Source organism: Paenibacillus sp. J22P90, assembly GCF_059692195.1.
The window spans coordinates 35895-62723 of sequence record NZ_JCAUAY010000004.1 but is presented as its reverse complement, the minus strand read 5'-3'; the positions used below and the strand labels follow the sequence as shown (position 1 = coordinate 62723).

Sequence of the window (26829 nt, the reverse complement as noted above, 5' to 3'; positions counted from 1 at the left end):
CACAATCAATATGGTGTGGGATTGGTCTTTATATTTTGATATTCATTCTATTTGATGCTTCTTCCCGCCAAAAGCCAGCTTCAACAAAGGCGGCGTTACTAACGTGGTCAAGATAACTACGATAAGCAGAGGTGTAAAGTAAGCTGGATCTAATAATCCAGAGTCAAGTCCGATTGCCGCGATGATGAGGGCTACCTCGCCGCGTGACACCATGCCGGAACCTATCCCGAATGAGGATTGCCAACTGAAACCTGTCAGTTTGGCTCCAAGGCCGCCACCAACCAATTTAGTAATAATCGAGACAATAGTCAAAACAATAATTAACCAGAGATGGCGGCCAACGCCTTCCAACGTGACAGATAAGCCGATACTAACGAAAAAGATGGGGACAAAGATCGCATAGGCAATTGGTTCAAGTTTCTCTTCCACGGTATGCTTATATTTCGTTTGCGATACGGCGATGCCGGCTGCGAAAGCCCCAATCATCCCCGCAACACCTAGATATTCGGCGAGATAGGCGAACAAGAAGCAAAGGATCAGCGCGGCGCTGATAACGGCTTCGGTAGCTCGAAGTGGTGCTAACCAACTCATGATCCACGGGACGACTTTCCAACCTAATAGGAGTATGCCTCCGAAGAACAGCGCTTTCTTGAGTAAGACCGCAGAGAGCGAGACATCTGACCCTCCCATCATACTTAGGAGGATGGCGAGCAGCACGACAACAAGCACATCGTCGATGACCGCAGCGCCAAGCATAGTGGTACCTTCCCGGCTATTAAGCCGGTTTAAGTCTTTCAGCACCTGAACCGAAATACTGACGGACGTTGCGCTTAACAATAAACCAAGAAACATGGCTTGCGATGTCGTGAATCCAATACTTAATCCAGTGATATAACCGCCTGCGAACGGGAAAAGCACCCCGCCAAACGCAACCGCGAAGGAGGAGGTGAGGTTACGGCGCAGCTCCTGCAGATCGGTTTCCAGACCTGCGATAAACATAAGCAGCAGTACGCCGATTTCGCTCAGCTCATCGATCAACTCTCCGCTCTCAACCCAACCCAGTACAGCCGGTCCCAAAATAATACCCACGATGAGCTTCCCTAATACAGCAGGCTGGCCAAGTCGTACACTTAGATCGGATGCCAGCTTAGTAGCTAATAAAATGATCAGCAATTCGAAATATAAGGTCATTTGAGTGCTCCCGTTCCTTGTATATCTATTTTGACCTGAACATCAAAGGTAGCTTTGGGATAAATAGCTTGCCATTCTTCCCAGTCTTTCTCTCTTCCATGCCTAGTAGCTCTATAAAGCAAGCCGAAGCCGAGCGGATCGACATCATTTTTTTGTAACTTTTTCAGCAAATTTGTATATTTCATGATCTCACCCTGTGCAGCAGTTTGTTCTAACTTGTTCCAATCGTCCTCAAATATACCGACTGCGGATTGTTCTACATATCCCTTCATAGAGACAAAAACACGAATCATAGGCAACTCTTTGTCGCTGGTATCGATGACAAACTTTCTAGTCACTTTTCGAATGGCTAAAACAAATGCCTGCTCACTTGTTTTGGTGATGATATCGAAAAATGGATATTCATTGAGTAGTTCATTAAAGACGCGAGATTCAACTGGGTCCATAATGATCGTTTTCACCTTCTGTTTATCCAGCACGGCTACCTTATTAATATTGTGTGTGTCTTTTTCAGCCTCAATGACGGGTAAGAAGGGATCCATGCCTTTCTCCGTGGATCGCCGGTAAAAATCAAATAAATATTCATTATTCGTAAGCGGCGATCTTGCTCCCTTATCGGAGAAGCTTAAGTTTAAATCGCTTCCGGGCGTTTTTTCGGATTTAAGATTCAATCTCAGAACAGCTTCCGCATTGGGGCTTCCCATGGCTATGATACCTAAACTAGGAATGTCTATTCTCCGTGCTAACCAATCAAGAGGCTCTTGAATACTCTCTATCGCAAAAGATTGACCTATAATACTGATTGACGTATGGCTAAAATCAAGTTGTTTTGGAATCTTAGCAATGATCAGTCTTATTGCACTTGGTATCGATTCGGCATTGACGCTAACAACCTGTGAATGAGTCCCGCCAGGTTCAACTTTTGAAGCAGGCAAAGCCAGTTTTAAGGATACCCGAATAGGCTTAATTTCTTCATTTGATTTATCGATGCCAATTGCCATGACAAAAATTCGTTTATCGATATCCTTATAGGAGCAGCCCCAAAGTAATGACAAGGCAGAACATAGAAGGAGCAGGCGAATGATGTTCATAGGCTTCGCCGCCTTTTCATCCCTACTAGCGCCGCCACAATCACGACCAGTAGCAGTTCGGTATAAAACCGTATTTCTAGCCAGGTAATGGTATATTTAAAAATTTCTTTTATCGTGAAGAAGTAATAAAAGAGCATCGTAAGTATAGCATAAAGGGTCATTGTTACCCAGGAAATGAGTTGTGCTTTGCGTGGCTTTGTCAGCGATTCTATCGAAAAGCATCCTTTCAACAACTCTATTCCAACATGCAATGTAATCGTCGCGTACATGATGAACAGGAACAAAATAGTAACCAAGAAAACAAGAAGACCGCGTTCGAAGATCCCTAGTTCTAACTGCATGTCATCAATAGCGCTCATAGCCGGGTTCAAATAATCTCCTGCCCCAACAGTGCCATGATAGCCGATTGAAGACATAAATAAAATGCATATATACTGTAAGCTTAAGAATAGGAGCAGGGTGTAAAACTTCCCATTTATTTTGCTTGAGATCGTTCGATTAAATATCGTTAAGCCCACAAATCCGGAGAAAATAATATTCGCTGTTGTGATAACTTTCCATTTCGGCAGTACGAAAGCATAATCAAACATGGCTCTAACTGCATTCCACTCAAATCCATAGCTAAATATGGATTTTATCGTGACAAAATAAATGAATGGTGAGGTCATCAAAATAACCAACTCTAAAGTACTTAGGATCGTTTTACTAGATCTGGTGGCCCCCCAAGCTGCTGCAAGAAAGAAAAATGCGATGAAAGTGATCGGACTCGTTCGCGGCAGGAGATACTGATTAATGATTAATGCAGAATAGCCTAGCATGAGACAGCCTTTGGAAATAATCATGATTGAAAAAAAGATCAAGAGAGGAACTCTGACCCAACCGGGCATAAACATCCGAAATATTTCAGGGAGACCTTGATTTGGAAAATAGCGCAACGACTTACTCATCATGAGTAGAAATATCGTGCCTGGAATCGTGCAAATTGCGATGGCCATTATGCTTCCAGTGAATCGGTTTTCAACTAAATAGGTGATGGCAAATAAGGAACTAACGGTCAGAATATTACACCAAAAGACATAAAAAGCATACCGATTCATGAATTCGATCCTTCTTCCCAACTATCTTTTACATTTTACCGAATTTTTCCTTTTCCCCGATGAACACTTTCAAGTAAGGCTTCCCGAAGCTTTTCAAATCGTTCAGATAAATGATCATACCAAATAATCCGACAACAACACCTACAATACCAAAGCAACTCGCTAATATGACAAAAGGATATTTCATGATCCTGATCGCAAAGCTCATCGCATTGATTGGAACGACAAAATTGGCTATTGCAATGGCCGATGTCACGATAATCATGATGCTGCTTACCAGGTTAGCCTGTTGAGCAGCCTGCCCTAGAATCAATCCGCCAACCGTAGTGGCTGCCGCACTAATGGATTTAGGCAGACGAATACTCGCTTCAATTAGAGCTTCGGTCAAGAACATCATGATTAAAACTTCGATATAGGATGGATAGGGGACACCTTCTCGGCTGCCGGCGATTGTAAGGGCAAGCTGTACACGAAAAAATTCGGGATTGACGGATACCATGGTAATATAGAGGGCAGGTAGCAGCACGGTTATTAAAATGCCTATATAACGAAGTATCGCCATGGATGTGCTAATCCAAAAGAGTTGAAATACATCATCCATAGAAGAAATGAAATCGAAAAAAACAGCAGGGGCAATCAGAGCATACCCAGTCCCTTGGACAAGTATGATGATCTTGCCTTGCGTCAAGTTTAACGCGACACGATCTGGTCTTTCTGTAATCATCATCACGGGAAATAAAGAAAATTTACGTGCTGTTAGAAGTTTTTGAAGATGTGTAGCAGAAAGAATAACATTCGGTTCGACAGAAGCGAGTCTTGCTCGAATATCAGTCAAAACTTCTTTATCTACGAGTTGGTTGTCGTAAATCAGCGCAATCTCAGTTTGCGGCAGTTGGCCGACCTTCGTGTTTTCATAAACAAGATGAGAAGAGGGATAGCGATGTCGAAGAAGATTGATATTGGTGTTCAAGTCATCGCTGAACGAATGCTGGGATCCATAAAGGGCAGTTTCTGTGCTGGAATCCCCAAGTTCATTATTTACAATTTTGTTCGCGCTAAAAAAGATGAGCTCATTGTCAATGAACACACAGACATGACCGCTCATCAATTTGGTAAGGACATCTGGTTTAATGTCCGGTTTTACAACACCGGGAAGTGATATGAGATAATTCCTAATTTCATCTTTATTCGTACACGCCAAAATTGGACGAACAAGATCGTTTTTGATGTTCTTTTCATCACAAATGCTATCTAAATAAATGAGTTCCAGATCAATACCTTGGATATGTATGTATTCTGATTTCAAATCACTCGAAGAACCTAATTGATTTTTAACAAGAGTTTTAAGGGCTTCAGTCATGGAGCAGCATCCTTACTTGTGGTCTTCTCACCATCTTGTCCTTTTTCGGAATTGCTCAAACATAACGATGGATTTAGAGATCATAAGGGTTGGTGTGGTGGATTTGGCACCGGAACTTTTCGGCTTTGGATCAAAAATTAAGAGAACAAGCCCGAGGAAAGCATCCCTTGGGCTTGTATAGACTGTTGAGTAGAATCTCACTCATGCTATTTATTATGTTCCGCAAGGTAACCTGGATGATCATAAGCACCACCAGGATCGATATGAGTCACACCTTCCCAAATGTTCGGCACTTTAACCTGATCAGGATGTTCGAAAATAAGGAGACCTGATGGGAGCCTTCTTTCACCATAACGACTTGATGGATGGGTAATAAGATCACCCCCGACAACCATCTCAGAAGAAGCACCACCGTCTAAGAAACCGGCATTTATGCAGCCTTCTTCCAGCAATAAATCCTGAACGTCTTTTAAAGAAGCTCCTATACTCTTAGTCTGACGACCGTCAATAACGACGAAGACAATGACACCATCTGCGCGTTGACCGATAGCTGTTCGGGGATTTAATCCATCACCTACGATGGGCAGTGCTTTTCCGTTTGCAATGATACGCGGATAGAAGGAAACAGCATCACTCACATGCAAATCTAAAAGCTCCTCAATAGAATATTTGCCGATGATCAATTTACCGCTATTGTCCAAAGCGACAACTTGTTGAGGTACAGTTCCATCAACGCTCGTATACAAAATCTCACCACCTGACATAATAACACCAATAGGAGCAAATCCGTTGCCAAGACCCTGAGGGTCGTCAAAGCCTCCACCATTCACACCGGCTAATGCTCCCGTACGTTTCACCATAGAACTGATTGTTTCACCTTGACCCACTACACTGGGAACAACAACCCGGATTGCTCTTGGGTCGTATACGTACATTTTTTTTCCAACCCAGCCACGCCCAGATATATCTTGAATGTCTATTACCTTGCCATCTTGTTTTTGAATGGTGATGGCATTCATGTCTTGTTTTTCTATCGAGTTATTTTCACTCATTTGCATGACATTTTGAATCATCTCGTCTCGTTTCTTTACACCAACAAATATCCATGCCCAGTCACGATGCTGTGTGGCAATTACGGTATCCGCAAGAAATAGGCGGATGTTCTCTCCTGGCGACGTACTGAAAAGAAAACTGACGGAAAGAAATAAGAGTAACAGACAAATCAGTACCGAACGTTTCAGCCAGCTTCTGCTTTGATCTTGTTTGTAATTAATTCCTGCTAGCTTCATATTAAATGGATTCCTACTTTCTATAAAATTTAAGCGTGATAGATAAATATTCGAAGTTACGGCTGTAGCTTTTATAATTGTGTAGATAGTGTAAAGGTACTCAAAGTATATAAAGTAAATGTGTATTGGAGATGAAAATGAGATTAAGATTTCAAAAACATGCCGATTAAATAGATCCAATTTAGTTAAATAATTCAGAATTACCTTTGAACTTAACACAAAAATGGCAACCGCAATGGGCAGCCATCTTTACCGAGAGTATTAAATAGGCACTTTTCTTGACGTGAGGTAATGCGTCTAGGAAGGTGTTTTTTTATGTTCATCTGCCTCTTATAAAATAACTCTATGAATGAAAGTTTCAACTCAGATATAGTTTGCATAATGAGAGGAGATCCACTTATGAGAAAAAATGGAATTCTTGCCTTCACTGCAATTAGTACACATATTTCCGGCTTCATTGTATATAACGTACAGGCGAGCAGCCTTTTTAAGAACGAAACTGTCCAGTCTACAGTACAGTCTGCAGAACAGCTGGGTACCCAGTCTGTAAGTAACAACGCTATGAATAAAGAGGAGCGTATTTTAGAAGGGAAAACGATCGTCATTGATGCTGGACATGGAGGCAAAGATGTAGGTGCAACAGGACAAACAGGCATCCATAAGAAAGATCTTACACTTAAAACGGCGTTAAATATCAAGCAGGAATTAGCGGGGCAAACGGGTGCGAACATTGTATTGACCCGTGAACAGCGAATTCAAACTCAAAAATTTCAAAACAAGGCAGCAACATCAATTACTGAAGGTATTATCTCTTTTTATCATAATATTTTTCGACAAAATCTTCATCTTATCTTTATCTCGACTCCACTTTAACTTTGCGCAAGGGGAGTAGAATGCCTAATGAAGACAGATAAAGAAAGGTACTAGGAATACATGAAAAAGTTTGCAAATAAAGTACTAATCGCCTCACTACTCATGGTAGTATCACTTCCATACGAGAGCTTTGCCGCCAAAATAGTTATTGATGCTGGTCATGGTGGTAAGGATCCTGGCACAACTAGCGCAACAGGTTTGAAAGAGAAAGATTTGGTTCTAGATATTGCCATGAAACTTAAAAATGACATGATAAGAATTGGTCATGAGGTTGCTATGACACGGATGGATGACCGATTTCTTACGTTAGATGAACGCATTCAATTTACCAATGATCAGCATGCTGATCTCTTTGTTTCGGTCCACGCGAATAGCAATCCGACTACACAAGTAAACGGAGCTCAAATCCTTTATTATGATTCCGCATATCCACAAAAAGATTATCCGGCAAGCCCAGAAATGAGCGCACTTACACCAGTGTCAAAGAAATTGGCACAGAACGTACTTGATGATCTCTTGAAATCTACAGGTTTAACGAATAAAGGGCTGGTTGCGGATGCTTCAAAATTGGTACGATCCGGAAAGGTTCCCAGTATCTTAGTGGAAACCGCGTTCTTATCTAATCTAAATGATGCTTTAAAAATGGCCGATCCCAATTTTCGCACTCGAATAGCAACAGGGATAAGTAATGGCATTCAATTTTTCTTGAGATCTAGAACATCTGGTGACAACAGCAGTAACAACAGCAGTAGCAACAGTAACAACAGCAGAAACAACAATACTAACAAAAGTGACAAAGATAATTCAGTAAAGACCGCGCCTGTTGTTTTTCCGGATACCGTGAACCATTGGGCCCGCCAAGCTATTTTACGACTAAATGATCGTAACCTGATAAATGGCGTTAACGGTTTATTCCAGCCAGATCGTTCAATGACTCGTGCTGAATTCATCACCTTGCTTGATAAAATGGGCTTAGTTGCTACAACGCCGAATCCCCCGCAATCCAATTTTAAAGATCTGCCTAAATCGTTTTGGGGATATACCGTTATGCAGAAAGCATTTGCAGTCCAAGTCATTCAAGGCTATGAGGATGGAACGACTAAACCGAATGGTTCTATCACTAGGGCAGAAGCCGCGGCCGTCCTCCTAAGATTGCTGAGTAATCAGTTAACCGATATATCTGTAAAGCCGCAGGAAATGATCGGATTTTCCGATGTTCCAAACACCTTATGGTCTGCAAACGCCATTTATACACTTAAAAGAGCTGGATTCATTGACGGCATCTCAACGACAAAGTACATGCCAAATCGGAGTATAAGTAGAGCAGAAGTTGTTGTTGTGATGGATCGGTATTTGACAAATAAGGAAATTTAAGAATTGTAAACTTTCTAGAATTGAGGCGAACTTAATGAGAAAAACAATTATCCCTATCATCGTTGCATCTTTGACGCTCGCAGGTACTTTAAGTTTGAATGTACCTGCTTATGCAGATGGCGGGCAACGCAGTGTCGAAGCTCAACTCGGTACCGTTGCTTGGACGGGTGATAGCAGCTTTGAGCTCAAGAATATTCAAATGATACCTGAGCAAGAAGGACAATTACTGACATTCACCGTTACCGTTCATAATAATGGGAGTCGTGAGTTAAGTTTTAATGATGTTTGGATTCGTTTAAAAGACAGTTCAGGTAAATCATATTCCGTTAAACTGAACCCAAAAGATCATAACAACAAACGAATCCAACCAAAATCAAGTCAAGATCTAAGCTTCTATACAACGGTAAATGATACAACCAAATTACATGAACTTATCTTCCAATTCTTTCAATGGGATTTCAGTCAGACGAATTATGAACGTAATATTGGAGAATTAACGATTCCAGAAGGTTATACAACTACGGTGCCAGCTGGTGAAAGCCAAGTCATTCACATGAATGATGTCAACATCAAAGCGCAAGTAACCAAAATAGAAACGAAGTCGAATGGGAGGTATATCTTACCGACTGTCTATGTCAACATGGAGAATGAAGGAGCCTATCAAGTCACTGTACCTACGTTCACCTTTGCCATCCGTACATCGGATGGACGAATCCATCCACTAGAAGCAAAAGATGTGAAAGATATGACCATCAGCCCCAATGATGCCAAAGAACTTCAACTCTCTGGATCCATTCCTGTTTCTGTAGACACAGATAACTGGCAGCTTGTTGTGACTAGCTTGGATTCGGATCTTAAACGGCACATGCCCGTTGCAACGTTTCAATTACCACCGGAGACCATGCAAGAAGTCAAGACGATTGGCCGTGAATATACATTTTGCAACGATGATGGGATATATTCGACTCAGTTAAATGATTTGCAACGCTTGCCATTGAACGATCTAGACATGCTCTCTGCGAATGTGATTCTTGGTAATAAAGGCGATCAATCACTGCCAATTCCCGAGTTAACAGGTTATTTCCTACTGGATGGTGGCGTGAAAGTGGAGGCAGAAATGATTCGAATGGCCAAGACAATAGGAATTGGTTCTGGCGACCATGTAGATGTCCAATTCGTAGGGAAAATTCCTTATACGTACGCATTCTCGGATTTGAAACTTGTCTTACAGCAAAAAAAGAGCGACGCTAAGTTGCAAGATTTGCTTACTTTTTCCGATTTGAAAGAGCAGCAAACCACACCTTACATACGTAAATTCGAAACGCACATGATCAGTGACCCAGGTCGCCGAACTCGATATGCCATTTATGGTTCCGCGGTATACAAAGGAAGTTCATCCGATTTATTTACAGCACAAGTTCGTGTTGAAAATCTAGAAAAGCGCTTCTCCAACCTTCCGAAGTTAGTAGCGTATTTCCGCTCAAAGGACGGTTCTATCTTCCCAGCAACTCTGGACGAAGTAAATCAGAAGATTAGCCCATCTGGTATAGCGCAGCTTAATGCTTGGACCCGCTTGCCGAAAGATTATCCTACACAAGAACTGGAACTCGTTTTAGGTGAAGCCATTCAAAAAGAATCTGAAGTATCAACGGCAGTTAGTTCAACGGATGTCATGTACGTGAAACCTACTGCGTACTGGGTGCCAGAAGATACCAAGGATGTGAAGTCGCTGCTAAAAGAAATTACACTTTACCCCTATAACCTGTCATTAAGTCAGATAAGCACATACATTTCTGGAAATAATCAGGGGATTAGTGAACTTACGCTAAAGTTTAATTATGAACTAACGAAAGATCTAACCGCTGAAACAAATGTAGATGGGCATAAACTTGTCCTAGCGTTTGAAGATCACAACGGTAAGACTTCGTTTGAAAGAGCGTTTGAAGCTAAGGATTTTGAACCTAAAGCAATGGATGATGATCGATCTGGTCAACAGAGACTATTACTAGGTATGCATGAAGGATTCCGCATTGACATCAATGAGAAAGACCTTATCTACCAGCAACAATTCCTAAAAAAATATACATTGAAGTTATATGATGAATTCCATGGTCATCGAAGGCTTCTAGGAAGCCAAGAGATCGACTGGTTCATAACGACAGATTAATTAAAAATAGCTAAATCCCTCTCAGTTGAGGGATTTTTTTTTGCCCGCGGCTTAATCTTCATCTCATCTTTATTTTGTTATGTCTTTATCTTGATATGAGCAGGTTAAGATCTAAGTAAGGTTGAGCAAGAGAGAAATAAGTTTGAAGTAGGTGGTTCACAAGAATGAAGATGCAACAATTAGTACGAAAACAAAGTGTCGTAGCGATTGGTTTTCTTGCACCAAGCATCATTGGTTTCGCTATCTTTTATTTAATCCCATTTGCTATAGGTGTCTTTTACTCCCTTATGGATCGTACGATTGATGGCTCGTTCGTAGGCTTAGCCAATTATAAAGAGTTGTTAGCAAGCGATTCTTTCCTCAAGGCATCAGCGAACACCTTGTTGTTTACAGGTATAAGTGTGCCGGTATTGATTGTTATTTCACTACTTCTTGCTCTGCTCTTGAATCAGAATGTTTTCTTACGTAAATGGCTCAGAACCGCCTATGTTTTGCCGCTTGTTGTACCTGTGGCCTCGATTGTTATGGTTTGGCAGATCCTGTTCGATTGGAATGGTGCGCTAAACGGCGGGTTGCATCTTTTTGGTCTAGAGCGTGTGGACTGGATGAATTCAGAGTGGGCGAGGGTGGTCATTTCCGCTGCTTACCTTTGGAAAAATGTTGGCTATAACATCATCTTATTTCTAGCTGGTTTGCAAAGTATTCCAAGTGATTATTACGAAACGGCAGATTTGGAAGGGGCTGGACCCTTCCGTAAACTAACTTCGATTACGTTGATCTATTTAACACCAACCCTGTTCTTTGTAGTTCTCATGTCGATCATCAACTCTTTCAAGATTTTCCGAGAGACATATTTAATCGCAGGGGATTACCCGCATGACAGTATTTATATGCTTCAGCATTATATGAACAATATGTTTTACTCACTTGATGTTCAGAAGTTGACAGCGGCAGCAACATTAATGGTCATTGCGATATTTGTTCTTGTCCTTGGGATGATGACGCTGGAGCGCAAATTCAGACAATTCATGGAGTGATTATGAAAAAATCAGCTTTGATAAATAAATGTCTATTATCCCTTATATTAGTGGTCATTTCAGCCTGTATGATTTTCCCTGTTGTGTTCACATTTACGAACTCGTTGATGACGGAGAATGAAATCAGTACTAACTATGATTTGATTGGCCAAATGATTGAGAAGACCGCAGATAGCAAAGAGCAATTCATCACGTTAAAACTCATTCCCGACTGGGTGTCCTTTGCGCAGTATGGGAAGATTCTATTCGAAACGCCAACGTATCTAAACATGTTCTGGAATTCGGTGTTCCTGGTTGTGCCTATGATTATCGGGCAAGTGATTGTGGGCTCGCTGGCTGCTTATGCCTTAGCCAAACTTCGGTTTCGAGGTCGCGATACCTTATTCCTTGCCTATGTCATGGTTATGCTAATGCCATTTCAAGTTACTTTGGTGCCGAACTATATTATTGCTGATAAGCTTGGCCTTCTCAATAGTGCGAGTGCCATTGTATTACCTGGTATTTTTGCTACATTCGGCGTTTTCATGCTAAGACAGTTTATGTTGTCGATCCCGTATTCCTATGTTGAAGCAGCCATTATGGATGGCGCTGGTCATCTTATGATTTTTCAGCGAATTATTGTTCCTTTGATTAAACCGGGTTTGGCCGCACTTGTCGTACTTCTCTTTGTGGATTATTGGAATATGGTCGAGCAACCTCTGATCTTCTTGGAAGATGCTTTCAAACAGCCATTATCCCTTTACTTATCACGTATCCAAGAAGAAGCACGAGGCATTGGTTTCGCAGCTTCCGTGCTGTATATGTCTCCTATGTTGCTCTTATTTTTGTATGCAGAACGTTACTTTATTGAAGGCGTTCAGTTGTCTGGGATCAAAGGCTAGTGCAATGAAAACATCTAGGAAAGGGGGATTATATTGAAAACCCAAATCTCTGATCAGGCTGGAACTGGTTTAAATCCAAAACTGAAATGGACTTCGATCCTATTTATTGCTGGATTACTTATTCTTACCCTTTATAGCAATACGATGCGCACCATGAATTTACCTAAGGTTGTGGCAGAAGAAGGGAAATCGGAACCACTCGTTCAACAATACAACGGCAGTGGTGTGCTGCAGCCGATTAGCAAAGTGGAGTTTTCCAACAAGTCTGGATGGACGATTAAAGATGTCATGGTGAAGGCAGGGGACCATGTCGAGAAGGGACAGCTTCTCGTTACTTACGAGAGCAAAGAAGCATCGCGTCGTATTCTCGATGAGGAGGCTACATTATCACGACAGAAGTTTATGATGGAAGGCATGCAAGATGGCTACATCGAAGCTGTCCAGAGTGGGGAGGATCTCAAGATTCGCGCTGCCAAACGAGATCTGGAGGTCGCTCAACTGGATAGGAATATGCAAGAGCGTAAAATAAAAGAATTGAAGGATGACTTCGCGAGCCTAAGTCAAATAGCAGCTCCTTTCGAAGGCATCATCTCACATCTATCTGCTGTGAAAGGATTGGTTTCTGGAAGCGCGGGGATTGATATAACGATTTCAAATGCTAGCTTAGGTTATCAGTTAGTTCTACAAATGCCATCAGCAATCTCTGACAAGTTGGAGGTTGGCAGCAAACAGGATATGGCTGTCAAAATCAAAGGGGAAAGTAAAACCTATGAAAGTGTCATTGCTGGGATTGAAGCTACGGATGAGCAAATGAAAAAAGTAAGTTTAACTGTGCAAAGTGCCGAATTACAAGGCGGCGAGAAAGCTAGTGTGGAATTCCGTATAAGTACGGACGCAGGCGATGGGCTACTTTTACCTAAAAAAGCGGTACACGGTGAAAGTACGACCAAATATATGTATGTTTTGGAAGAGAAAAAGAGTCCGCTCGGTAATACCTATCATGTTCGTAAAGTGTTCATAGAAGTAGGAGAATCCACTGAAGATGCGGTGATTGTCACAAAGGGGGCGTACCCTGGACTAAGTATCATTACGGATAGTAGTGAAGCGCTCACAGATGGTGGTCGAGTAAGAAAGAATTAGAAAAGATGTACTAATTATAAGGAGTGAAGTAAAGATGAAAAAATGGTTTCTTCTTCTCATGAGTTTAGTTGTCATGTTCAGTTTGACAGCGTGCAATGAAAGTACCTCTGTCAACCAAAGCGAACCGACGAGCAGCAGCAATACTGAAAGTACAGTAAATCCGAGTAGTCCCACTAACAGCCCAGCAGGAAAAACAGTCATAATTGAAGATGAAAACAAAGACAGCAAGAAAACGATTATTGTCTCCGTTCTTGCGGTCACTGATTTCTACAAGCAGGCAAAGCAGAAATATGAAGCAGCGCACCCTAACATCACAATAGAATTCAAACCATTCGCAACTGGAGGAGGTACTATGAGTCCTGCCGAGGTTGAAAAATACGTGAAAACGACGACGACACAAATCTTGTCTGGTAAAGGAGCTGATTTGTTTGCCCTGGACACCATAGACTTGCCAATCGATAAATACGTGAACAAGAAAGCATTCGTTAATTTGGACGAACTTTTGAAGAGTGATAGCACCTTTGACCCAAGCCTTTATTACATGAACATTCTAGAAAGTTCAAAAATGAATGGCGGACTCTACGTTCTGCCAACACGTTTCTTCTTGAGTCTGTTGTTCGGCGACGCAGTTGGTATTGAAAAAGCCGGGGTCGTCATCGATGATAAGAATTGGACATGGAGTCAGTTTGTGGAGACAAGTAAACAGCTAGCTGCCAAAGGAGTTCACGCCAGCTCTATGGGAAGTACGCCCGTGCAGATGCTTAACTCGCTAGTATCCGACAATTATGCTCAATTCGTGGATGGAACAAAGGCGAATTTCGAATCCACAGCCTTTACTGATTTACTAAACCGTGTAAAGAGTTTGTTCGACGAGAATATCATAGCATCCGGAAATTCAGGTCCTATAGGCAGCAACACCACTTTCTATCAATCTGAAATCTATAATCCCAAAGACTACGTGGCTCGTCTCGGGCTTTATTATACAAACGGAAAGATTTATCAAAAGCCGCATGCTGCAGGACAGAAATCAGGAGTAGCCTATGGTGGGCTTGGTAAAATTGCCATGAATTCGAATTCAACTGTTAAAGGAACAGCGTGGGATTTTATGAAGTTTCTAATGTCTGAAGAGATGCAATCCATGCCTGGGCTACAAGAGAACGGCAATGGCTTCTCGCTGAACAAGAAGATTACGGAGAAACAACTAGCAGATTTAGTAACTGAAGTGACAAACGGTAAAGGAACGATAACCGTTCAGAAGGGCGGTGCCGTCAATGTAACTGAGAAGGATATTCAGTCCCTTAAGACGATGGTGTCTGAAGCGAGTCTCCCGATTACGCTATTTAACAAGGTTCAAACGATCATTTCTGAGGAAGCCAAAGCTTACTTTGCGGGTCAAAAATCGGCTGATGCTGTTGCTAAGTTGATTCAGAATCGTGTGACGACTTATCTTAACGAATAAGATCAACTGCATGGATGCCGGCTCTTGAAAAGTAGAAACTTTAGAAACAACACTAGAAAGACAGCCATTATATGCTGCATTGTAGAAGCCGCGCAAATGCGGCTTTTTTTTGTACTATAAACGACAAAAATGTAGTTGTGTGGTCCTGTACCTATTACTCTTGGGATAAAAAAACGACTTGCAGGAAAATATAGGTACAGGGGGTGAGTTCTTTGTCGACATTTTCCAATCCAAAAATCAATCCTATGCATGGTCTTATTTTGTGTATGAGTGCAACTTTAAGCTTAGCCCAGATTTCAGGTGGAATCATACTCGTAGAACAAGCAAAGCGGGATTCATTTGTTAGTAGTATTATTGGCTCCATTGTGTATTTCTTATATGCCTTTTGGATTTATCGAATAGCAAAGAATCAAGCGCCTAACCAATCTTTCCTCGATGTACTTGAACTTAAAATGGGATTCTTCATCGCGTGGGTAGTCAGATATTGGATTGTCTTATATTTAATTTGTGAATTATTTGTCATTGATAACAATGTAGTCATATGGGTTAAATCTTTTTTTCTACCTTATACACCTATATGGGCGATTTCATTGCCCTTATTAATTGTTTGTGCGTACTTAGCTATTAAGGGAATTAAACCGATTGCCATTTCCTTTTCTGTTTTATTGCCGATTATTTTATTCCTGATTTTTTTTATGGCTGTGTTTACTTTCAAATATAGACAATTTGACCTGCTGCTCCCGCTATTCACTGAAGGGTCTCGCCCCATATTAAAAGGCGCAACTACCGTCGTTAGGGCTGGTATGGATTTGTTTTTATTATTATTACTATCCCCTCATTTTGAAGGCACCTTTAAATGGAAACACTTTGTAGCCATAGTGTCTGTTGTTTCATTTTTTTTCATCAATGCGGTTATGAGTGTTTTGACTATATTCGGTACTTATGAAGCATCCAAACAACGATTCCCTCTCTTTACACAGTGGCGATTAGTTAGAATCAGCAGTTTCTTGGAGCATCTGGACTTCTTATCTATCTACCAGTGGATTAGCAGTACAGCTATTGTAACCAGTTTGGGATTATTTTTAATTGGCGATTTGTTGACTTCCAAGCATTGGCTTAATAAAACTACTATCCTTGCATGCACGACGGCCTTATTCATCGGGTTAGAGTTGCAAATCAATGATAGCGATTTTTTAGCTTATACTAAAAATTACTTCTATCCAATTTCCACGTTTTCGATTCTCTGTTGGACTGTTTTAGCCTATTTTACAACAAGAAAAAGAGGAATCGTATGAACATTAAACATGCAAAAGAAGAGGATTTTAGGGCATTATTCTCTGCCTGTTACGATGTGAAATTTCAGAAACGCAGCGGCACGCAAGTTGTTTATTGCGATGGCTTGGTGGATAGCAAGCAATTAAATGAGAATGTTCTCCCACGAATGACAGAAATGATTCGAAACGATGAGTTGAAGCTCATCGATGAGAACGAAGAGTTAAGCCAAATTGAGCAACGGGTTTTTTCAGGAAACGTGATTGTTTTAATTTTTCACGAAAATGAAACACACGTATATGAAACAGATATTTCGAACCCGCCAAAACGTCAGCCCGAAGAGTCCATTAGTGAAATATCCATCCGCGGACCGCGCGATGGTTTTACCGAGGAAGTCATCACGAACGTAGCTCTCATTCGCAAACGATTAAAAACCAGTTCCCTTCAATATGAAAATTTCATTGTCGGTAAAAGGGGAAATGTACATTTAGCCATTCTATATATCAAAGATATTATTAACCCAGATTTCGTAGTTGAAGCGAAACGTCGGATATCTCAAATCAATGTGGATTCCATTATTGGCGTCGGACAATTGGAAGAATATTTAAGCGATTCCAGCGACTCTATATTTCCGTTAGTGGATACCATTGGAAGACCTGACTTTGCTGCTGAGGTACTTCTACGGGGGAGATTTGTGATCTTGTTGGACGGGTCTCCAATGGCCATCATCGGCCCTTCTAATCTTACCGAGCAATTGAAGTCCCCCGAAGATGCCCATTCCTCTTACTATTACACCATATTTCAACGTTTGTTACGTCTTAGCGGTTTAGTGATAGCGATGTTTTTGCCAGGATTCTATACTTCATTGACCTGCTTTAATATCGACCAAATTCCATTTCCTTTATTGGCAACGATTAGCGAAGCACGTAAGGGAATACCCTATTCAACGACGATAGAAAACTTCTTAATTTTTGGATTATTCGAGTTGTTCCGTGAAGCTGGTATACGCCTACCGAAACCAGTGGGACAAACGGTAACTGTAGTTGGGGGGCTCATTATTGGTGATGCTGCGATTCGATCAGGACTTGCCTCCTCGGCACTGCTCATGGTAACGGCGGCTTCTGCCGTTGCATCCTTTACATTGGTAAATCAATCCTTGACAGGAACTGTCACACTGGTCCGTATTTATTTATTGTTGATCTCCTCGTTATTGGGGATATATGGTTTTTTTATCGGATTATTTTCGGTTGTGGCTTATACGTCGACATTAACTTCTTTCGGAATTGCGTATTGGTCTCCGATCGCTGAACTCAATGTGAAGTCGTCCATAATAGCGGTACTTAATCGACCTTTCAAATCCAAAAACAAAAGACCTAGCATATTACAACCGACAGATTCTACGTCACAAGGAGATAGAGAATGAAACCCGCGGTACTCTTCATTACACTCTGTTGTATGGTATGCCTATCCGGATGTTGGGACAATAAAAATATTCAAGATCTGCTTTATGCTACTGCGATAGGAGTTGATTATAAAAATAATGTATATGAGGTCTACATACAAACGGTATCCTTTGGGCATGTAGCTAAGTCGGATACGGGAGCCGGGGGAAACGGCCCGCAAGTGTATGTCGGAAAAGGGAAAGGGAAGTCACTGGCGTTGGCCTTAGGTGACATTTATAGTACCGTACAAAGACGAATATATTGGAGTCATGTTCGCACATATCTATTTACCGAAAATGCCATTCAATCAGGTGGCGATGATTACTTCGATAATTTAAAGAGATACAGAGAGTTTAGGTATACACCATGGATATTTGGCACGAAAGGATCCATCGAAGACATCTTTAAGACACCATCTTTTTTTCAAATGTCGCCCATTACCAACTTACTTGGCCAACCGGAAGAAAATTATCTTCAGAGATCGTTCATCAAGCCTTTGCTTGCGCAAGATTATCAAATTGATCTCAATGAGCCTGGTGAAACGGCTATAATTCCTACGCTAACCATTGACAAAACAGCATGGCAATCCGAGAAGAACTCGGAAGAAAAATTGAAAATAAACGGGGTGTTTGTTGTTCGAAAAACCGGTTTTCAAGGATGGATGGCAAACAATCAGCTGAATGGATTGCGATGGATGGAGCAAGAGACAGAAAGATCACCGATCGAGATCAAGTCCGCGATCATTTCACTTGAAAAACCAAAATCTAAAATAAGGGTAACAGAACAAGATGGGAAAACAATTTTTAATATTGAAGTGAAAGTCACAGGAAATATTGTAGAGTTGTTTGACAGCCATTCATCCGAGCAAGAAATGCAAAAAGAAGCAGAGGAGAAAATCAAAAAAGAAATCCGTTCTACATACGAAGAAGGGTTACGCATCAATGCTGATTTGTACAAATTTAGGAATGCCATGTTTAAGAAAAGAATGAACGACTGGCAAGATATAGAACTTACCTCTTCCTCGCTAGACCAAATCAATGTCCATGTTTATATTCAACATACGGGCGAGCTTAAGAAAACTTAAAACACGGGACCAATTGGGTAACGTGTTTTTTTGTCTGTCTTTAATTTGCATACGTATTCAGATAATTAAGGGGTAGTTTTTTCGATTTTGATGACTCTGTTCAGGTTTTGATGGCTATTCAAGCGAAATGGATTCGTAACATAATAAGGTATGGAAGTCTACCACATCCAGAATTGTACAAATTGTTGTCGCTTGAAAGTGAGGATTAACATGAAAGAGAAGAACATATCGAAAAAACCTAATGTTGTATTTATCATTGCTGACGATCATCGTGGTGAAGCTATTGGAGCGTTCGGTAGTGAAACCGTGCAGACGCCTGTACTGGATTCGCTGGTCGCAAGCGGAACCTCATGTCGTAACACGCATATATTTGGCGGTTTAACCGGAGCGCTTTGCGCGCCGAGTCGTGCGTGCGTCCATACGGGCAAGCCGATTTTCCGCGCTACGATTGGCAAAGATATGATGAACCGAGAGCATTCGAGTGTTATTCGGTCGGATGTGCGACTCATGCCGCAAACGATGCAGGGGGCCGGGTATCGAACACATGCAGTCGGTAAATGGCATAACGACAAAGCGAGCTTCACACGAAGTTTCGAGGGGGGAGATAAGCTGCACTTTCACGGAATGAGCGATCATTGCAAGGTTCCCGTATATGATTATGATCCGACCGGCGAGTATTCGAAGGAAAAAGAATACATGGAACATACGTTCTCGACGGAGCTGTTTACGAATGCAGCGGTCAACTTTATTGAGGAGTACTCGGATGAGCAGCCATTTTTCCTATATCTAGCATATACGGCACCGCATGATCCCCGAACCGCGCCGGAGCCGTATGCCAACATGTATAACTCGTCCGAAATTCCGCTGCCACCGAACTTTATGCAGGAGCATCCCTTCGATACAGGGGATATGGTAGTACGGGATGAGAAGCTAGCACAATGGCCGAGGGACGAGGGCGAAATTCGTCAACATATGGCTGATTACTATGCGATGATTAGCCACATGGACGCTCAAATCGGTAGAGTTATCGAATCGTTGAACGCAAAAGGCATTTATGACAATACGCTCATCGTGTATACGGCGGACCATGGATTGGCGGTCGGGCAACACGGACTGATGGGTAAACAGAACCTTTACGAGCACAGCGTACGCATTCCGCTTATTTTCCGAGGGCCAGGCGTGCCAGCGGGCAAGCAGGTGCGAGCGATATCAAGTAATATCGATATTTTCCCTACCGTTGCCGGGCTATGCGACATCGAGCTGCCAGAGGAAACGGAAGGCATAAGTCTGCGTCCAATCTTTACAGGGGAAACCGAAGGGGTACGCAGTATCGTAGGCTCGGTTTATCGAGATGTCCAACGGATGGTAACGGACGGCCGATGGAAGCTAATCCGGTATTATCGCTCGCCTGTTACGAACGCAGGAACAGAACGAATTCAATTGTTCGATCTGCTCCATGATCCATGGGAAACACAGGATTTGTCGGCAGAGCCTGCACATGCGGAGAACATTAAACGGCTTGCCTCTGAACTGGCATCATGGATGCATACGAATGATGATATTTTGAAAGATAAGCCTGTACAAAAGGGTGAGTTCTAGCATGCAATTCATTGAAATCAATACAGCGTGGTTTCGTGGAGCCGTTTCCATAGAAGCGGATGAATCAGGCCTTCGACCATGGAGATTGCCTCACGATCAGCTCAGCTTATTTGCATCTAAATTAGTGGAGAAGGCCGGGGAAACGGCGGGGGTACGACTTGCTTTCCTAAGCAATTCCACTTCAGTGGAGGTGCATGTGGTTAAAACAGAGCAAGACCGACAATTTGATCTCGTTATTGAAGATCAATTCATCGAAACCAATACTCTTCTTGCAGGTGAAGACATTTGTTTATTTTCAAATTTACCAAGAAACTTGAAGCGGGTTGACATTTATTTATCGCAAAAAGCTGACGTCACGGTGAAAGGACTAAAGCTTGATGACGGAGCATCCGCTGATCCTTTGCCAAACAATCAACCCCGGTGGGTTACATACGGCAGCTCGATTACACAATGCACTGCAGCTAAAAGTCCAGCTCAAACATGGCCGGCAATCGTTGCACGCCATAAAGGTTGGGACCTGACCTGCATGGGGTTTGCTGGACAATGCCATTTGGAACCTATGGTTGCTCGTGTCATTCGTGATCTTCCCGCAGACATCATTTCCTTATGCCTCGGTATTAATGTCATGGGGGGCAATACGTTAAATATTCGAACGTTTCGATCTGCCATTATAGGTATGGTATCGATCATACGGGAAAAGCATCGCAACACGCCTATTTTTATATTTTCTCCTATTTATTGTCCTTACAGAGAAAAGGATGAAAACCTAGTTGGGATGACCTTGGTTACCATGAGGAAAGAGATTCAAGAAGCAGTAACTATCTTAACTTCTTATGGGGACTCAAATCTTACTTATGTAGATGGCTTGGATGTTTTTGGAGAAACGTTCATTGATCTACTACCCGACCAGATTCATCCGAACGCAGAAGGCTATCAAATTATGGCTAAACGTATATTGGGCATGTTGGCTGAAACGCAACTAGTACCATGCAAGGAGAAGATGTAGATCATGATGAATCTAACAAGAGTAAGGGAGCAGAGTGCTCTTTCATTATTTGATACAAAATGGATGATTAAACAAGCCGATGCGTCAATGAAGGAAAGTACCCTACATATTACAGATGCCATTGCCGACAATAGCGAAGGTGGCCCGCATGATTATTATTCGAACGGTGACTACTGGTGGCCAAATCCTGATACCGTAGACGGGCTTCCTTATGTACGTCTCGATGGCGAAAGCAATCCCCATAATTTTAACAGCCATCGGTTGATTTTACGAAGCATGAGAAGCCACGTGGCGAACTTGGCCGCTAGTTATACCGTGACTGGCAATGAGGCTTATGCAGAGAAAGCGGTCATGTTCTTACGGGAGTTCTTCTTGGATGAAGCCACAAAGATGAATCCGCATCTGCTCTATGCGCAAGCGATACCTGGTATTTGCTCAGGAAGAGGGATAGGGATTATTGATACACTCCATTTGATCGATGTACCAGTTGCAATAGAAGCGTTGAAATCATCTTCTTCCATGACAGACGCCATCTATCAAGGACTTCAAATGTGGTTTGCTGATTATTTGGAGTGGATGAGCACACACGAGAATGGCATTGATGAGATGAATGCTCCTAATAACCATGGAGTTTGCTGGTGTGTGCAAGCGGCAACCTTTGCATGGTTTACGAAGAACGAAAAAATGCTTCAATTTTGCAGTCAAATGTTCAAAGAATCGCTGCTCCCTGACCAAATGGACCGCGACGGCAGCTTCCCGCAGGAATTAGCACGTACCAAACCTTATGGATACTCCATTTTCGTGCTGGATAATATGGTGACGTTGTGTCACATTCTTTCAACGCCGGAAGAGAATTTATGGCACTTCGAACTGCCTGATGGTCGTAGCATCCGCAGAGGATTGACATATCTGTTTCCTTATATGAAGGATAAGTCCACATGGCCGAGTCCGCCTGACATCGAACATTTCGAAGGCTGGCCAGCTCAAGTGTCATCCTTGTTGTTTGCAGGGCTTGCGCTTGAAAGTAAAGCATATGTTGAATTGTGGAGCAGCCTTGACTCGGCTCCTTCAGACATGGAAGTTCGCCGTAACATTGCGATCCGTCAACCATTGCTTTGGATAAGATAAAATACAACGAGGCTGCCGCAGATATGACGGCAGCCTCGTTGCGCGAACGATAGGTTATAGTAGCTTTTCCTTAAACGGCAGCTCCAATAGCGTCCGGTAAGAATTCCTGCTGACTTCGAATTGCTCTGGAATGAAGCTCTGGTTTTCTTCAATCTTCGCAACTCTGTCCAGAATTGCTTCCATTAACTGGTCGTGATGTGTAGGCAGTATATAATCCGGCAGGTTAACGGAGCATCCGAAATCCAGCGATTTAAATCGGTAGCCCAGACAAATGAAGGGGACTCCGGCTGCTGCGGAAAGATAATTGCTGTGGAGCTTGAAATTGATCGTTAAGTCATACCCCTGCATAATTTCCAGTAGATCCTCGTAATGATGCAGTCGCAGATCGAGTTTGACATGCTCCGAATCTCCAAGCTTGCGATATAGACGCTCACAAGCTTCCCGGTCCGGTCCCCATACCGGGAAAATGGTAATATCATAGCCCTGCCAAATCAAACGACGGAGCGCTTCGACTAAATGTTTTTCAACTTTTTCCTCGCTACCTCCAAAAATCCGGTTGTACGCTGTTCCCCAGTTAACACCAATGACACGTTTTGAACCTTCGCGTTTCGAACGCTCAGGGTTAGGCAGTAGAAAAGCAGGATCGCCGCTGATCATGGTTTTCTCCATGGGTACACCGGAATGGTGGAGAAACTGCTGAGAGAGCGGACCGCGAACCCCGCAGAAAGCAGACTGACTGACAACTTCGGCGAGCTTTGCGCTTGTCGGCTTGTGCTCTCCGGTATAAGCCAAATGGAGGGAGGATTGACCTGATTCGTCTAAAGGGGTGTACTCCGGCCGATCATGTCCACTTCCCCAGATGATCACTTTTTTATTTTTTTGAATGGCTTGGTAAACAACATCGATATAGCCGGGGATTAATAGCGAACCACCGCCAAGTACGATCGTATCGTAGGGTCCGTGGTTACGAATATCCACACCCGGAATCGAGGGGATGACATCATACGTTTTGGAAGGGAGGTATTTCCAACTTAATTCTCGAAACAATTGCCACATCAACTCATCACCAATATTATTAAAGCCGATCCAACCTAAATAGAGAATGCGTTTCATAATTGTCCCCTTTCTCGCGATAACTCTGAAACGGACTGATAAATATGAAGCAGTTGATCGGTAGTCCGCTCAATATGGAATAAGCGTTCAACCCAATGTCTGTTTTCACGCCCTTGCTCCTTTAACACATCCAATCTCTGATAACCCTTCAAAATTTGATCCGCAAAAAGATAACGTGAATGGAAAGCACGCGAGCCGTGATCGCCGAAATAGAGCGACCAGGCATCCTCATAATTTTCAGGCTCCACCCATCCGAAGAAGCCATTGTTGCCGATTGCTAGCACCGGTTTCTCAGAAGCTAATGCCTCAAGCGCCACCCGTCCTGTACCAATCACGATATCGGCGGCGTTATAGAACTCACGCATTTGGGTTTGCTGCCCGGCAAAATGGATAAACTTCCTGCCGGTTTCCTGATGGATGAACTCGGCTAGTCGCTGAAGTGCTTCCCGGTTAGGGCCGTCCCCGACGACGACAAGCTCGAATTGATGCCAGCCGTACCGATGGAGATCTTTCATAGCCCGCAACAGGATGTCGCATGCCGTCGCTTTTCCCCATGCCAAACGGCTAGCGTATACGATAAGAACGGATGTTTCAGCGATGCCGAGTTCCGAGCGCACCTTGGCGCTATTGGACGGATAGAACTCTTCGAGGTCGATGCCATTTGGAATTAAATGCGATGGATAGCCGATATGTTGCACATACTGTTGTACAGGTTTACTCACACTGATGACGGCTTTCGAATGGGAGAGGAGAGATCCAAGACTGTCTTTGGGATAATACGTCCCATGGGTTGTGAAAATGAAGGGGATATCTTCTCTGCCTGCAGCTTCTGCTGCCATAAGTCCAGAGGGAGTTTGATGCGCATGAACACAATCGAAATGGGCGATCTTCAAGATACTTTGCAGTTTGTTGATCCATTCCGAGCGATTGGTAGACACGCCTTCAGGTGAATCCATGAGATATACGGTACAGCCAGCTTGTTCGAACGAGGATCGAAGTTCACCATCAGCAGCGACCAGTCTGACGTCGTGTCCTCTCTGAATCAAAGACTTCGTCAAGCTTAGTACATGCGTCTCCGTGCCGGCGGGAGCCAATTGATCGAGTACCATTAACACAGACAAAGGGGAAGTGGTCATGTTGCAGCACCCCCTTTTCCGAAATACGCTAGAGACCTTTGATCGCTGTGTAAACGATAGTAATAGAGAACCTCGGGAATATTCTCGATTCGAGCTCCACTATTGAGAAATTTAACGATAAACTCATAATCCTCTGCGCCATCGATTCGCCTTGATAGTCCTCCAATCTGGTCGAATATCGCTCCCCGGAACATGATGGTGCCGTTGCAAACGCAGTGACCGCCATTCGCATACACTTTACGGATTTCCTCTCCGTACTTCAGCCAATTAGCCGGGATATATTGACGATTGTTTTCGTTCTTAAAGGAGGCGTAATTGCTTCCAACCAGTGATAGTTCTGGATGGTTTTGAAGGAAATTCACTTGCTTCTCGAAACGTACGATATGGGAGAAGTCATCGGAGTCCTGGATGGCGATAAACTCGCCTCTGGCCAAGAATAAACCCGTGGATAATGCACCGGCATAGCCAACATTCCTTGGAAGACGAACAAGAATAAAGTTATTGGAATGGACGCCATTATCATCCATCCACGACTGTACCACCTCGATTGATCGATCTGTGGAGGCATCGTCTACAAATATGATTTCTTTATTCGGATAGGTTTGATGGTGGAGGCTATCAAGACATTCTTTCAGATAAATTTCACGGTTATAGTTGGTTATAACTACGCTGACCATGATGGGTTCTCGCTTCATCATGATGGTACATTCCTCCTTTTCTGTCTAAAATGATATGCATGGCTTCAAGGTGGTCGCCAATAATCTGTTGCGCCGCTTGAGAATAACGTTCTCCCGCCAAATCATGCTTTTCGGGGCGGTAACGGTTCAGTCGGTCTACGTCGACTCGGTGTGCCGGCAAGCAGACCAGCCCGCCAAGCATTCCTATTGCATAAGCTTTGGGAGGACACTGCAAGTGTGTCCAATGGATGACTTCAAGTGCTCGACGGTTTATGGCAAACGGCACATTCACAAGCGATGCATTCTCGAGATCCTCTCTACCAAGCGCGGTATTCAGTGCAACTTTCAGAGCCGTGACCGTCCCCGGAGGCATGCGCATCCCCAAATGTTGATTTAATTGGTTTACAGCCAAATCACAGCAAGTTGCAGCAGATTCCACGAAAGGCGTAAGATCCTTCCAAGGGATAACAAAATCCCCGTCCAAAAACAGCAAAATCTCACTTTGCGCAGCATATGCTCCGATTGCACGACCAACATCTGTACCAAGCGGTTCCGTAAAACTGATTGTCACAGCTCCTTGCTCCCTGGCTATCGTCTCGGTTCGGTCACTCGAGCCATTGATGACCACGATAATTTCATTCGGAGCAAGCATTTGTGCTTCCTGGATGACTTGCCCGATCGTCGCTTCCTCGTTCTGTGCCGGGATAATGACGGATAACGACTTCGAAGCATGGGGTCTCTTTTTAAAAGAGAAGTTCGTTCCGGGCCACATAGGTGGCAGCGATAAACTACCTTGGTTTAGTTGGTCGACAATATCCCTTCTTCGAGACCCATCATTCCAACCTCCCCTTGGAGGAGGCGCAAGAGATAGGAAGGCCGCAAGCCGCTCATCCATCTCAGAAAGCGGCTCTAAGCTTTTCTGCTCAAGTGAAGCTAGACGGGTTGAAAAGCTGTCGTCAACACCGATTCGCCAATGGGACCGGAGCAAATCAAGGTGCGAATCAACAGGATTTCTTAGCATTTGAAGTCCGCAGATCGAGCGCCACATAGGTAAGGGCAGGGCAAAGGGAAGATTCGCAAGCGAGCCGCTGCCCAGTTCGGGCCTTCCGGCGAACTCGTTTACTAACCTGTCCCAAAGGGGGAGAGGGGACACGCTTAAGCTTAGGTCCAACCTATCTTCCCCTTGAGACAAAATAGCATCAGTGCGGCTCTTTTGAAGTGTTTCTATCATCTTTTTTAGATCCTTTGGATCGCTGCTGTCATCTGTCACCAATACAAACTCTCCAGTTTGTTCCAAGTCTTTACACTCACCATGTAGGGGGGAGAGATCCTGCTCTGAATGGCACAGATAAATAGGGGGATTTACAAGTATTTTGCGGCAGTTGGTTACGAATTGCTTGAGAGACTCGGGAC

At 43.1% G+C, this 26829-nt stretch carries 22 protein-coding genes; 13 read left to right on the top strand and 9 right to left on the bottom strand.

Features of this window, described 5'->3' with window-relative positions:
* Window positions 1–42: 42 nt before the first annotated feature.
* The 5 genes from AC58UX_RS14475 to AC58UX_RS14455 form a co-directional block, all read right to left on the bottom strand.
* Entirely contained in the window at window positions 43–1191 is a 1149-nt protein-coding gene (locus AC58UX_RS14475; RefSeq protein ID WP_497253782.1) for a cation:proton antiporter, read from the bottom strand.
* Window positions 1188–2282 (bottom strand): Ger(x)C family spore germination protein, encoded by a 1095-nt coding sequence (locus tag AC58UX_RS14470; protein WP_497253780.1) that lies wholly within the window; start codon window positions 2280–2282, stop codon window positions 1188–1190. Before AC58UX_RS14470 ends, AC58UX_RS14475 begins: the two co-directional genes overlap by 4 nt.
* On the bottom strand, window positions 2279–3379 hold the full coding sequence (locus AC58UX_RS14465) for a hypothetical protein (RefSeq protein WP_497253778.1): 1101 nt from the start codon (window positions 3377–3379) through the stop codon (window positions 2279–2281). The genes AC58UX_RS14470 and AC58UX_RS14465 overlap by 4 nt, the downstream gene beginning before the upstream one ends.
* Before the next feature lie 28 nt (window positions 3380–3407).
* On the bottom strand, window positions 3408–4739 hold the full coding sequence (locus AC58UX_RS14460; RefSeq protein ID WP_497253776.1) for a spore germination protein: 1332 nt from the start codon (window positions 4737–4739) through the stop codon (window positions 3408–3410).
* Between the two features lie 206 nt (window positions 4740–4945).
* The gene (locus AC58UX_RS14455) at window positions 4946–6208 is read right to left on the bottom strand and encodes a phosphodiester glycosidase family protein (protein WP_497253774.1); all 1263 of its coding nucleotides are present in this window, start codon (window positions 6206–6208) and stop codon (window positions 4946–4948) included.
* A gap of 219 nt (window positions 6209–6427) precedes the next feature.
* Here AC58UX_RS14455 and AC58UX_RS14450 point away from each other — a divergent pair, with 219 nt between their 5' ends.
* The 13 genes from AC58UX_RS14450 (at window position 6428) to AC58UX_RS14390 (ending at window position 22490) form a co-directional block, all read left to right on the top strand.
* Window positions 6428–6901 (top strand): N-acetylmuramoyl-L-alanine amidase family protein, encoded by a 474-nt coding sequence (locus AC58UX_RS14450; RefSeq protein WP_497253772.1) that lies wholly within the window; start codon window positions 6428–6430, stop codon window positions 6899–6901.
* 102 nt (window positions 6902–7003) lie between these two features.
* Window positions 7004–8275, top strand: coding sequence for an N-acetylmuramoyl-L-alanine amidase (locus AC58UX_RS14445; protein WP_497253770.1), 1272 nt, complete (start codon window positions 7004–7006; stop codon window positions 8273–8275).
* Between the two features lie 34 nt (window positions 8276–8309).
* Window positions 8310–10442, top strand: coding sequence for a COG1470 family protein (locus AC58UX_RS14440; RefSeq protein ID WP_497253768.1), 2133 nt, complete (start codon window positions 8310–8312; stop codon window positions 10440–10442).
* Between the two features lie 164 nt (window positions 10443–10606).
* On the top strand, window positions 10607–11479 hold the full coding sequence (locus AC58UX_RS14435; protein WP_497253766.1) for a carbohydrate ABC transporter permease: 873 nt from the start codon (window positions 10607–10609) through the stop codon (window positions 11477–11479).
* Window positions 11480–11481: 2 nt separating this feature from the next.
* Window positions 11482–12360 (top strand): carbohydrate ABC transporter permease, encoded by an 879-nt coding sequence (locus AC58UX_RS14430; RefSeq protein ID WP_497253764.1) that lies wholly within the window; start codon window positions 11482–11484, stop codon window positions 12358–12360.
* Window positions 12361–12393: 33 nt separating this feature from the next.
* Window positions 12394–13500, top strand: a complete 1107-nt coding sequence (locus AC58UX_RS14425; RefSeq protein WP_497253762.1) for an efflux RND transporter periplasmic adaptor subunit — start codon at window positions 12394–12396, stop codon at window positions 13498–13500.
* Window positions 13501–13534: 34 nt separating this feature from the next.
* Entirely contained in the window at window positions 13535–14959 is a 1425-nt protein-coding gene (locus AC58UX_RS14420) for an ABC transporter substrate-binding protein (RefSeq protein ID WP_497253760.1), read from the top strand.
* A gap of 212 nt (window positions 14960–15171) precedes the next feature.
* Entirely contained in the window at window positions 15172–16254 is a 1083-nt protein-coding gene (locus AC58UX_RS14415; protein ID WP_497253758.1) for an endospore germination permease, read from the top strand.
* On the top strand, window positions 16251–17654 hold the full coding sequence (locus tag AC58UX_RS14410; protein ID WP_497253756.1) for a spore germination protein: 1404 nt from the start codon (window positions 16251–16253) through the stop codon (window positions 17652–17654). The genes AC58UX_RS14415 and AC58UX_RS14410 overlap by 4 nt, the downstream gene beginning before the upstream one ends.
* The gene (locus AC58UX_RS14405) at window positions 17651–18757 is read left to right on the top strand and encodes a Ger(x)C family spore germination protein (RefSeq protein ID WP_497253754.1); all 1107 of its coding nucleotides are present in this window, start codon (window positions 17651–17653) and stop codon (window positions 18755–18757) included. The genes AC58UX_RS14410 and AC58UX_RS14405 overlap by 4 nt, the downstream gene beginning before the upstream one ends.
* Before the next feature lie 210 nt (window positions 18758–18967).
* Window positions 18968–20356, top strand: a complete 1389-nt coding sequence (locus AC58UX_RS14400) for a sulfatase family protein (protein WP_497253751.1) — start codon at window positions 18968–18970, stop codon at window positions 20354–20356.
* 1 nt (window position 20357) lies between these two features.
* Window positions 20358–21362: an SGNH/GDSL hydrolase family protein gene (locus AC58UX_RS14395; protein WP_497253749.1), complete on the top strand. Its 1005-nt coding sequence runs from the start codon at window positions 20358–20360 to the stop codon at window positions 21360–21362.
* Between the two features lie 3 nt (window positions 21363–21365).
* Window positions 21366–22490 carry an alginate lyase family protein gene (locus tag AC58UX_RS14390; protein ID WP_497253747.1) on the top strand — a complete coding sequence of 375 codons (1125 nt, stop codon included), beginning with the start codon at window positions 21366–21368 and terminating at the stop codon, window positions 22488–22490.
* 54 nt (window positions 22491–22544) lie between these two features.
* On the opposite strand, the gene AC58UX_RS14385 is transcribed toward AC58UX_RS14390, so the two are convergent.
* The 4 genes from AC58UX_RS14385 to AC58UX_RS14370 are packed head-to-tail and all read right to left on the bottom strand — an operon-like array spanning window position 22545 to window position 26713.
* Window positions 22545–23603, bottom strand: coding sequence for a polysaccharide pyruvyl transferase family protein (locus tag AC58UX_RS14385; protein ID WP_497253745.1), 1059 nt, complete (start codon window positions 23601–23603; stop codon window positions 22545–22547).
* Window positions 23600–24739: a glycosyltransferase family 4 protein gene (locus AC58UX_RS14380; protein ID WP_497253743.1), complete on the bottom strand. Its 1140-nt coding sequence runs from the start codon at window positions 24737–24739 to the stop codon at window positions 23600–23602. Before AC58UX_RS14380 ends, AC58UX_RS14385 begins: the two co-directional genes overlap by 4 nt.
* Window positions 24736–25434, bottom strand: coding sequence for a glycosyltransferase family 2 protein (locus AC58UX_RS14375; RefSeq protein ID WP_497254854.1), 699 nt, complete (start codon window positions 25432–25434; stop codon window positions 24736–24738). Before AC58UX_RS14375 ends, AC58UX_RS14380 begins: the two co-directional genes overlap by 4 nt.
* A complete protein-coding gene (locus AC58UX_RS14370) occupies window positions 25388–26713 on the bottom strand; it encodes a glycosyltransferase family 2 protein (RefSeq protein WP_497253741.1) in 1326 nt (441 codons plus the stop codon). Before AC58UX_RS14370 ends, AC58UX_RS14375 begins: the two co-directional genes overlap by 47 nt.
* Window positions 26714–26829 lie beyond the last annotated feature (116 nt).

Excerpts from the sequence above, each read along its gene's own strand:
- AC58UX_RS14410 (WP_497253756.1), top strand. The coding sequence starts at position 16,251 with ATGAACATTAAACATGCAAAAGAAGAGGATTTTAGGGCATTATTCTCT.
- AC58UX_RS14405 (WP_497253754.1), top strand. The coding sequence starts at position 17,651 with ATGAAACCCGCGGTACTCTTCATTACACTCTGTTGTATGGTATGCCTA.
- AC58UX_RS14435 (WP_497253766.1), top strand. The coding sequence starts at position 10,607 with ATGAAGATGCAACAATTAGTACGAAAACAAAGTGTCGTAGCGATTGGT.
- AC58UX_RS14375 (WP_497254854.1), bottom strand. The coding sequence starts at position 25,434 with ATGAAGCGAGAACCCATCATGGTCAGCGTAGTTATAACCAACTATAAC.
- AC58UX_RS14385 (WP_497253745.1), bottom strand. The coding sequence starts at position 23,603 with ATGAAACGCATTCTCTATTTAGGTTGGATCGGCTTTAATAATATTGGT.
- AC58UX_RS14460 (WP_497253776.1), bottom strand. The coding sequence starts at position 4,739 with ATGACTGAAGCCCTTAAAACTCTTGTTAAAAATCAATTAGGTTCTTCG.
- AC58UX_RS14395 (WP_497253749.1), top strand. The coding sequence starts at position 20,358 with ATGCAATTCATTGAAATCAATACAGCGTGGTTTCGTGGAGCCGTTTCC.
- AC58UX_RS14475 (WP_497253782.1), bottom strand. The coding sequence starts at position 1,191 with ATGACCTTATATTTCGAATTGCTGATCATTTTATTAGCTACTAAGCTG.
- AC58UX_RS14450 (WP_497253772.1), top strand. The coding sequence starts at position 6,428 with ATGAGAAAAAATGGAATTCTTGCCTTCACTGCAATTAGTACACATATT.
- AC58UX_RS14430 (WP_497253764.1), top strand. The coding sequence starts at position 11,482 with ATGAAAAAATCAGCTTTGATAAATAAATGTCTATTATCCCTTATATTA.
- AC58UX_RS14420 (WP_497253760.1), top strand. The coding sequence starts at position 13,535 with ATGAAAAAATGGTTTCTTCTTCTCATGAGTTTAGTTGTCATGTTCAGT.
- AC58UX_RS14445 (WP_497253770.1), top strand. The coding sequence starts at position 7,004 with ATGGTAGTATCACTTCCATACGAGAGCTTTGCCGCCAAAATAGTTATT.
- AC58UX_RS14390 (WP_497253747.1), top strand. The coding sequence starts at position 21,366 with ATGATGAATCTAACAAGAGTAAGGGAGCAGAGTGCTCTTTCATTATTT.
- AC58UX_RS14465 (WP_497253778.1), bottom strand. The coding sequence starts at position 3,379 with ATGAATCGGTATGCTTTTTATGTCTTTTGGTGTAATATTCTGACCGTT.
- AC58UX_RS14380 (WP_497253743.1), bottom strand. The coding sequence starts at position 24,739 with ATGACCACTTCCCCTTTGTCTGTGTTAATGGTACTCGATCAATTGGCT.
- AC58UX_RS14440 (WP_497253768.1), top strand. The coding sequence starts at position 8,310 with ATGAGAAAAACAATTATCCCTATCATCGTTGCATCTTTGACGCTCGCA.
- AC58UX_RS14470 (WP_497253780.1), bottom strand. The coding sequence starts at position 2,282 with ATGAACATCATTCGCCTGCTCCTTCTATGTTCTGCCTTGTCATTACTT.
- AC58UX_RS14400 (WP_497253751.1), top strand. The coding sequence starts at position 18,968 with ATGAAAGAGAAGAACATATCGAAAAAACCTAATGTTGTATTTATCATT.